The sequence below is a fragment of the Vibrio sp. 10N.222.55.A1 genome (assembly GCF_041473835.1).
GTDB classification, from domain to species: domain Bacteria; phylum Pseudomonadota; class Gammaproteobacteria; order Enterobacterales; family Vibrionaceae; genus Vibrio; species Vibrio crassostreae_C.
The window spans coordinates 1-9,538 of sequence record NZ_JBFRSX010000071.1 but is presented as its reverse complement, the minus strand read 5'-3'; the positions used below and the strand labels follow the sequence as shown (position 1 = coordinate 9,538).

General features: G+C 43.3%; 8 protein-coding genes and 1 riboswitch. Of the genes, 3 read left to right on the top strand and 5 right to left on the bottom strand.

Annotated elements, in window-relative coordinates; all coding sequences use genetic code 11:
• The first annotated feature begins 194 nt into the window (after positions 1-194).
• Positions 195-830, top strand: a complete 636-nt coding sequence (locus AB4493_RS19340; protein ID WP_017058961.1) for a LysE family translocator — start codon at positions 195-197, stop codon at positions 828-830.
• 101 nt (positions 831-931) lie between these two features.
• On the opposite strand, the gene AB4493_RS19335 is transcribed toward AB4493_RS19340, so the two are convergent.
• From AB4493_RS19335 to AB4493_RS19320, 4 genes are all read right to left on the bottom strand, one after another.
• Positions 932-2,407: an aerolysin family beta-barrel pore-forming toxin gene (locus AB4493_RS19335; RefSeq protein ID WP_017058960.1), complete on the bottom strand. Its 1,476-nt coding sequence runs from the start codon at positions 2,405-2,407 to the stop codon at positions 932-934.
• A gap of 560 nt (positions 2,408-2,967) precedes the next feature.
• On the bottom strand, positions 2,968-3,429 hold the full coding sequence (locus AB4493_RS19330; RefSeq protein ID WP_017059728.1) for a hypothetical protein: 462 nt from the start codon (positions 3,427-3,429) through the stop codon (positions 2,968-2,970).
• Positions 3,426-4,238, bottom strand: a complete 813-nt coding sequence (locus tag AB4493_RS19325) for a winged helix-turn-helix domain-containing protein (protein ID WP_017066273.1) — start codon at positions 4,236-4,238, stop codon at positions 3,426-3,428. Before AB4493_RS19325 ends, AB4493_RS19330 begins: the two co-directional genes overlap by 4 nt.
• A 384-nt stretch (positions 4,239-4,622) precedes the next feature.
• On the bottom strand, positions 4,623-5,993 hold the full coding sequence (locus AB4493_RS19320; RefSeq protein WP_017059726.1) for a sodium:alanine symporter family protein: 1,371 nt from the start codon (positions 5,991-5,993) through the stop codon (positions 4,623-4,625).
• Between the two features lie 128 nt (positions 5,994-6,121).
• Positions 6,122-6,241: riboswitch (glycine riboswitch) on the bottom strand.
• Positions 6,242-6,850: 609 nt separating this feature from the next.
• Here AB4493_RS19320 and AB4493_RS19315 point away from each other — a divergent pair.
• Both AB4493_RS19315 and AB4493_RS19310 read left to right on the top strand, forming a co-directional pair.
• Entirely contained in the window at positions 6,851-7,585 is a 735-nt protein-coding gene (locus AB4493_RS19315; RefSeq protein ID WP_017059725.1) for a chromosome segregation ATPase, read from the top strand.
• Positions 7,586-7,907: 322 nt separating this feature from the next.
• The gene (locus tag AB4493_RS19310) at positions 7,908-8,135 is read left to right on the top strand and encodes a hypothetical protein (protein ID WP_065584878.1); all 228 of its coding nucleotides are present in this window, start codon (positions 7,908-7,910) and stop codon (positions 8,133-8,135) included.
• 143 nt (positions 8,136-8,278) lie between these two features.
• On the opposite strand, the gene AB4493_RS19305 is transcribed toward AB4493_RS19310, so the two are convergent.
• Positions 8,279-9,538: alanine/glycine:cation symporter family protein (locus AB4493_RS19305; RefSeq protein WP_372155627.1), on the bottom strand; the 1,260-nt coding region annotated here is incomplete at its 5' end.

The following is a 9,538-nucleotide window of genomic DNA, read 5'->3' as shown; positions in this document are numbered from 1 at the left end:
ACATTTCAGGACGGGACAATATAGCGAGAAAAGCATGAGGCGGTACGATGCCTTGAATTTACTATTTCTTAACAAATCAAACTGTTCTATTGTGCACAAAATCAGTGAGTTGTATAGCTGGTGGCAATTGTTGCTTGCGAATTGTTCAGATACACGGTATTGATGATAGATCGCTGAACAAAAATGACAATGATATGGATATTTTGAACTTTGAGGCATTTCTAATTGCCATCACTATTTTAACGCTAACGCCGGGCTTAGATACGGCTTTGGTGATTCGCAATACTAGCCGCTCTGGCTTAGCTGACGGTTGTATGACGAGCTTTGGTATTTGTAGCGGCTTGTATGTACACGCGTTTTTCTCTGCTGTGGGTATATCTGCAATCCTCGCCCAATCCGCTGAACTCTTTCAAGCCGTTAAGATGGTAGGTGCGGTTTACCTCATCTGGCTTGGCTTAAGCAGTTTGCGAGCGTTGATGAAAAACGGTGGCGGTTTGAAGGTCGGAGAACAAGCTCAGCAGGCTTACAGTGCAAAGCGTTCTTTGCGTGAAGGCTTTCTGTCTAACGTTCTTAACCCAAAAACAGCAGTTTTCTATCTGGCCTTTTTACCTCAATTTGTAAACCCTGAAGGTTCGCCTTTATTGCAATCTATGTTGATGGCTTCGGTACACTTTATGATTGCGATGGTATGGCAATGTGGTTTGGCTGGCGCTCTTAACTCGGCTAAAAATTTGCTCAAAAACGCGAGTTTTATGAAGTGGATGGAAGGCGTGACGGGCATGGTGCTGGTTGGGCTGGGTGTAAAGCTTCTGATGGAAGAGCCTGTGTAGTTCACCGTTTTCAGTTGAACATGAATATATGAAAGCCCACGGCGTGGGCTTTGTGCTTTATTACTGGTAGATCTTTGTACCGATCTTATTCTACAGCGCAGTTATTCAACGACGCTAATGTTCATCTCAGCACCTTCGAAACCTAAGTCACTCAACTCATCGGCGTTAAAGTTGGTGGTAACTTCGATGTCGCCAATGCGCTCAGTAGATTCGTTGACGGAATCAGTACTTCTTTTGCTGCGTAGATTGTTAGTAATTGGTGTTGCTTGTCCAATTTCGATAGTACCTGCAAATTGAGATTCAGCGTAGAAATCTCCAGACACGTAAGAGTGGAAGGGGCGTAAGCTTCCGCCAGTCGCGTATTGCATGCTTGATAAGCCAGCTTCTTTAATCGCCCAGCCCCAATCCCACCATTTAGTTTCACCTGGGATGTAACGGTGATCCCATTGGTAGCGAATGTCGGCAGATTCACTGCTGCCACGGCCCATGGTGAAGGTATGAGCCTTGTACGGGCGGTTATCTGGATGAGAGTGCCACGCGTTGCCACCCCAACGAAGGAAGCCGTTGAATTCAACATCGTAGCTAATATCGGCGTTGAATCGGTACGGGTAAGAGATGCTTGAACGATACAGCTCAACTCGAATCGGTAGCTCCGAATTCGCAGGAACCATAGGACGAGCTTGAAGTGTTACTTGTTCGCTAGTGGAGTTGCCATTTGTTTCAGCGAAGCTTTGGTTAGCCTCGAACTTAACGGTGAGCTTAGTTTCGCCAACCAAAGGCCACTTGAAGGTGTTCTCTGTTTGAACGCTCTGTGAGAATCCGTAGCTGTTCGTTTTCGACCAGTTTGTTGATTCGTCTACTTTTAGGTCTACCACCACTTGTTGCGCGATCTTGCTGTTGTTTCTTGCCGTCGCGTAAACCGTTTTCACTAGTTCACGATCCGACTCGACAACATCACCATGCCAAAAGTTGTCGTCGTTAACGGTGTAGGCAAAATTGTCGACGGTGATTTTGGTTTTTTCATCACAGCGATAGCCGCTACAAGAGCCATTGTTATTTCCTTGTATTACCCAACTGTTGCCAGAGCGCTTTATCGTCATGTCTTCGCCCACGTACTGACTGTTATTACCGCCAACCCAAGCGTAACCTAGGTTGTGGGCTAAGTAGCTTAATGGGCGTACAAAGTCGTTACGGTTGTTCACTAATTCATACTGAACATCGATTTCGCTGCCTTCCTGAACCGATTTGGCGGAATAGTTAGGGATTTCAGATTGGTCGTTGTTTGGGTAACAGAACGTTGACCCACTGCTTGATTGCTTAATTTCGCCATGATAACCCGGCCCCATGATTACCCAGTTTCCTTTTAACCCGGTGATCTGCCAAGTGCCCATGCGAGCGACCAAAGTACTCTTCTGCTCTTCTGCTTCATAACGGTCTATAGGACGATAACCAGAGCGACAGACATCTTCACCAAGTTGGTCAAACACTATTTGGTCTGGGTAAATCTTCGCATTTACACCGGTTGATAGAACAGACAACACTGCGGTTGCTAAGAGACTTCTGTTTACTGTGATCATTAACAATTCCCTCATTTGTAATTTTTCTATTTTGATAATGTTTTGTGTGCCGTGCAGTTAACAAGACAAGTTCACTTTTTCATGTTGATAAATAGATAGATACTGAAAAGGGTTGAATTAAATTACCCAGTTAATTCAATGGCTTGTATTGTCATTAGTGTTTTTACGGTGAAAGAGTATGCAACTGAACGTAAATTGTTTGATGGGGCTCAAACCGTTTTTAGAAAAATGAAGGCCCATTATTCGGGCTTAGACGTCAAAATTATTTGACGTTATTTTTGGCGTTTGTATGAATGGTTAATTAGAAGAACAGGTATAACCATTCACAATACTCGTAGTTTTAAGGTGGGCAGGTAGTGAGTGACAAAGAGTAAAAATCTAACTTGAATATTTTGCTTTGCTATCGGTTTTAAAATGCAAACACTTAAAGTAAGGAAGACTGTAATAATTGTATTACTGATAAAATAATGAAAATAACCATCCGTTTTTTATGTGTAATATCGGAAAAGCTTGCTACTTGATAATAGGGCACTTTTTGCTAGTGGTTAAACTATCTCTAATTATCGTTTGGCCAGAAGTTGCGTTCGGCCTGTATTACACGTTTTAATGATGGCAAATAAATCATTCGAACTTAAGATATCAATCTTTACAGTTAATGGGTCATTGTTGATTAACAGGTAAGGCGCCAATCGGCTGTCATTCATTGTTTTATTTATTTTTTGCACAGAGACTAAGTCAATGGTGCCAGAAATAGAAAAGAAAAGTGATTGAGAAGGACGGGCTGTTCCTCTGAATCGCAGAACAAGTGGGTCGGGCATGTTGTCGTCTTGAACGGACATCAGGTGCAGCACCTTGTTGTTACTTATTTTCGTTAATCCGTCGGTACGTAATACATTGTCATTCACTATCAGGTCCACCACGCTATGTTGGTAGCGATGCTCTTCTTTTGGTTGGGGCGAAGGGATACTCCATATGCCAACCAATAAAACGAATGCAGAAATGAGCGCAACGATTGGCATCATAATTGACCTCTTTCTAGGAATAGGGCCAGTTCGGTACTGGCTTGATCTAGTTGGGTTGGCGTGTAAAAGATGTTGACGGACTGGCGTGTGGCTTTGTTCAGAATAGAGAGCTCAGAATATTCCGCTTCTTCGCTAATGTACGCCACGCAATCACATTGATACTGATAGAGAATGCTTTCTAGCTCTGGCGTCATCGCCATTTCAGGGGCTTGGAAAACTTGTATTTGACCTATCCATTGCTCGCTGAGCCGGTTAACGGGGTTGATATCGCTGAGGTTTCTCTCATTAACCTTAGCAAAAGCCAATAACGCTGATGCCAACAGTAAGCAGCCAGTGGTGAAGTAGCACAACTTGTTTCGGTTTTCAGCAGTGGGAAAGTAAGCCGACGAACTTTGTTTAGGGTTAGGCTTAGGTTCGACTGCAACAGCTGCACCGATAGCAATACCGTTATTGCCGACGGGTATCAGGTTGCTCGCATCAGCAAGGGGAGTTGTGGCTGCATTATTGATGGGGGAGTCGATTACCACGCACTCATCGATAAGGCGATAGCCCACCTTAGGAACGGTGACGATTGGGGTTTCTTTGATGCCTAATCTAACGAACCCTTGGCGCAGTAAACTTATACTTTTCGCTAGTGACGTATCCCCTATGAACTCGTTTCCCCAAGCGAAGCTAATAATATCTTGTTTGTTAACAATATCGGGTGAGTTTTTATGTAATAACTCCAGGACCCGAGTTTCACGGTATCCTACTTTAATAGAACGTTCATCGTTATAAATACGGTTTTTAATCGGGTCGAATCTGATCATATAGCCAACGTTTTATTTTTATTATAATTCTCTCTACAATGTAGATGACTATAAACTGACTAATATATGAATTAAAGTCACATGTTTTATTCTTCTGGTTTTTTGTGTCGTTGAAACGAAAAGAAATTTAATATGTTTGTTACAAAACGCCTGACACCTACGCACAATCTGTTAAATATAAGTAATATCTAATTAAGTGTTGGTTTTATTAGTGTTCTTTTTAGTAGTCTTCTATCTTCTTTATTAAATCGCATAGTGGTCGATTTAATATTCTTGCTATTTATAAGGGCATATGTGCTGCATAATAATTTAAGACGTTTCGCTATGTGATGAAAATAAAAAAGCCCGCAGTTGAATGCGGGCTTGGTATTCAATCACTTCAGTTTACGCTTTAACTGCTTCACAATCATTTGAAGACGTCAACGGTTTGAAGAATAGCTTGGTTTCTTCGATAACAACGTGGCGCAGCAAGATAAGCCCGATTAGGTTCGGAATTGCCATTAGGCCGTTCACGATATCAGCCATTATCCAGATCATGTCGAGCTTTAAGAATGCACCAGAAGCCACCAACGCAATGAAGATGATCTTGTAAGGCAATACAGCTTTGGTACCTAGCAAGAACACAACACAGCGCTCACCGTAGTAGTTCCAACCTAAAATTGTTGTAAACGCAAAGAAGATTAAGCCAACAGAAACCAACATAGGGCCAAGGGTATCTGCATTCAGACCAACAGCGAATGCGTGAGTGGTCATCGCAGCGCCTGAAAGATCAGTCTGCCAAGCACCCGTTAAGATAAGCGCCAAACCTGTCATCGTACAGATGATGATGGTGTCGAAGAAGGTACCTGTCATAGAGACAAGTCCTTGTTTCACACATGAGTCTGTTTTAGCCGCTGCTGCAGCCATTGGTGCGCTACCTAGGCCAGATTCGTTCGAGAACACACCACGAGCGATACCTGATTGGATAGCAAGCATGATGCTCGCGCCAAAGAAACCACCGGTTGCTGCTGTGTTGGTAAACGCAGAAGTCACAACAAGGGTAATGGCATTCAGTAGTTGGTCGGCATTTGAAATCAGAACGCTTAAACACGCGACGACGTACATAACCGCCATAGTAGGAACAACTTTCCCTGCCACTTTAGCGATAGATTGGATACCACCAAGGGTAACCACTGCCACTAATATCGTAAGAACGACAGCAGACATCTCACGCGAAGCGCCAAATGAGATTTGAGTTGCGTCCAAGATAGCGTTGACTTGTGGGAAGGTACCGATACCGAAGCAAGCAACGCCGAGCGCGAAGACAGCGAACATTACCGCTAAGATTCGTGAGCCGACACCGTATTGCAGGTAGTACATTGGGCCGCCAACCATTTCGCCATTGCTATCGGTTCTGCGGTATTTAACGGCGAGTAGACATTCTGCGTACTTGGTCGCCATACCAAATACAGCGGCAAGCCACATCCAGAATAGGGCACCAGGGCCACCAATCTTGATTGCGGTCGCTACACCAACGATGTTACCTGTACCAATGGTTGCTGAAAGTGCAGTACACAAAGCCGCGAAACTCGATACGTCACCCGTACCAGATTTGTCTTTGCTGAACACCATTTTCAGTGCAGTTGGGAGGTGTCTAAACTGGAGTAAGCCTAAGCGAAAAGTAAAGTAGATACCTGTACCCACTAGCAGAATAAGCAGTGGTGGTCCCCAAACGAATTGGTTGATGGTTTGTAGTGTAGCTTGTAGGTGGTTCATAGATTCCCCTTAATAAATTAAAAATTTAAGGAGAAGAGGGAAGGCAGTGCAGATCTCAGGGATCGGGCGCACTACTTAATACATACGGATTTCTAGATAGAATTCTTGTGTTAATTAAGGCTGTTGCTTTCCACTCCTCTGTCCTTTTGCCTGAGAGTTTCACTTAGCGAATCACTTATAGATAAGTAACGGGCACTAAGCTTGCTCCTTCGGCGACCGATCTAACGGTTCTCTCCAGAGGTTCCTCCAACGACAGTCCTCACTTTTCTGGATTTCTCCAGCATAAAGCACCTGAAAGATTTACTTCTTCGGCGGGTCAATCTAACTAAATGTTAATGTTTAGTTAAAAACCACTCTCCTGCAGTCTTCATCGGAACAATTACCTAAATAATTAGGTAATCTGTAGGCGTATCCTAGATCATATAAAATGTGATGTCAGCTACAAAATATCTGTTTGCACAAATGTTGTTCAACTAAATGATCAAACAACGAGTCTCTGACGTAACTTGCTTATTTAAATGGTATAAAATAGAGAAACAAGGAGGAGTTATGACTCGACTAATAGCGATTGTTTTTTTATTGGCTTTGGCATTTGTACTATTTCGTTACCGGACAAACGAAAAACTGCAAAAATGGGTAGTGATAGTTATCGTTAGCAGTTTCCTTTTGTATACTGCCAGCTTGATGATTTCGGAGTTAACTCGTTAAGCCTGCCTGTAAACAGGTGGGATGAATGTGTTAGTAAAGCTTAAGTGCTTCTGGCTTGAGCGATAGGTTTAACTGAGCCTTCACAATCAGTATTGGCATTCGTGTCAGTGACCGCGTAACGTTAAATAAATTTTTGGGAGTACCCGCTAGTGAACCAGCAATCTGGACAAAGCGAACAAGATGAAGTGGTTGTTATAGAAGAACGCGATAAGCGCAGTCAGCTCTATATCGGCATTGCTGCGGTTATAGGTTTAGCACTGGGTGGCTTAATTGGTTCTACAGTTACGGCTTCTAAGTGGGAGTCCACTTATCAGGTACTCGAAACTCGTTATCAAGAACTGCATGACAGCAGAGCACAGTTGATGACATCCGTTGAAACTAAAGTGGCAAAAGTTGATACCGAAATCGATGCGAAAGTAGAAGCCGCTCTAGTGAAACAAACGGAAGAGCATCAAAAAGAGCTCCAGGAATTAGCGAAGCAGTCTTCGGTTTTAGAGAAGGCGAACTACTCGTTAGAGCAACAGCTAAATGAACAGAAGCAAACGTTAGAGCAAACTCAGCAAGACAACCAGAAACTTAATCGTCAGGCTGACATGCAATCGACTTTGTTTGAGCGTGCGCGTGAAGTTTTCCGAAAAGAATTACAGATTTCTCAAGAACTTGAAAAACTTGAGAAAGAAAGAGATCAACTCGAGCAGAATCTTGGTTCTCTTAAGAAAGCGTGTGATGTTTACTTAGATGGCACATCATGGGATGCGAAATCTGACGCGTGTGAGAAGCAAGATAACGCTAACTCTCGACTGAGTGATATAAGACAAATGATTGAAGTCCACACCATGGACCTCAAACAGATCAAAACTCTCACTGAAGAGATGGGTCTATAAGCCGAAGGCTTTACCAACCTAACGTTAGTTTTGCACTAAATATTGAAACGCCCACATCACACACGTGATGTGGGCGTTTTGCGTTTGTCGAGAGCATAGATCCGGTGCTTTCTCATTATTGATTATTTGCGTGTTTTCATTGTTTTCTTAGATATTTGTGAATAGTTACGTATATCCACAATGATATGTTACTTGTTGTCTATTAAATGACTTTGCATACATATTTTCAGCTCAGAGTCGCTGCATAATAGTGTTGTTCAGGATGAACACGCAGTCGATTGCTAGCTCGCATTTGGCTGCTTTGACGACAAGGGATGGAGTGATGCCAGAGTATCTTTGTGAGAACTGCACCATAGCTTATTGTTTCGATGATTGTCGCTCGCCATTAGCGCAAAAAGAGATGATCAAAGTAGAAGAGTTGGTTCGTCGTGTCGATGTTGAACACGATGATGAACAGAGTGAAAAGGGTGAAAAGAGTGAGCAGGGCATTGAAGGTAGTTATTCGCCTAATCGTTCAGACATAAAAAATCCCCACAAGCCAAGCTGGTAGGGATTTTGGATAAGTTGCAGTCCTGTTCTCGCTTTCTCAAGCAAAGGGTCTTACAAAAATTTTTAGAACAGTTTCGTTTTTAGAGCTGTGTCGTTTCTTAGAATGCAGTTAGCTACTAGAGCAAAACCTCATTCCACTAAACGTTATTTCTCATACGTTTTGATTTCGCCTGATTTCACACGAGCAACAAACGATTGCAGTTCTTTCTTCACAACTGGCATCAAGAAGTACAGACCAAGAATGTTGAAGATAGACATCGCAAAGATAGCCGCATCAGAGAAGTCGATTACCGCACCAAATTGAATCGTGGCACCAATAACAACAAACACACAGAACATCACTTTGAAAATCAGCTCCGTTGTTTTGCCTTCACCAAATAGGTAAGTCCAAGCTTTAAGACCGTAGTACGACCAAGAAATCATCGTCGAGAACGCAAACATGATTACTGCGAGAGCGAGTGTGTATTTGAATACTTCTGCCGTTTCAGTAAACGATGCAGCAGTCAGCGTTACACCCGTTAAACCAGAGCCATCGAATGGACCTACGTTTAAACCAGCGATAGTGATAACCAATGCGGTCATTGTACAAATGATTACCGTATCAACGAACGGTTCTAATAGTGATACTAGACCTTCGGTGATTGGTTCTTTTGTTTTAACCGCTGAGTGAGCGATAGCTGCTGAACCTACACCTGCTTCGTTCGAGAATGTTGCACGTTTCAAGCCTTGAATTAGCGCACCAATAAATCCACCAACAACACCTTCACCAGTAAATGCACCTGTAAAGATTGCGCTGAACGCAGGGCCAACTTGATCAAGGTTAGAACCGATGACAATCAGAGCCATACCGATATACAGAGCAGCCATCCAAGGAACAACTTTTTCTGTTACCGATGCGATAGAAGGCATACCACCAACAATCACAGAGAAAACTAAAGAGGCAAGTACAAGGCCAGTGATCACACCGTATTCACTTGGTACATCAAATGCGTAAGTTAACATGGCGTGTGCTTGGTTAGCTTGGAACATGTTACCGCCGCCCAATGCGCCTAAAATACACATTAATGCGAAACCAATAGCGAGCACTTTACCTAGTCCACCTAAACCTCTTTCACCCAGGCCTTGGCTTAGGTAGTACATTGGACCGCCCGAAACAACACCTGAAGGTAGGATAGTTCGGTATTTCACACCTAAAGTACACTCACAGAACTTAGAAGCCATACCCAGAAGGCCACACAAGATCATCCAGAATGTCGCGCCAGGACCACCAATCGCAAGTGCAGCACCTACACCGGCAATGTTACCAAGCCCGACAGTACCAGAAAGCGCCGTTGTTAACGCTTGAAAGTGAGAAACCTCGCCGTCCTCTTTAGAGTTAGGATCGGTACATAGACAGGATCTTAA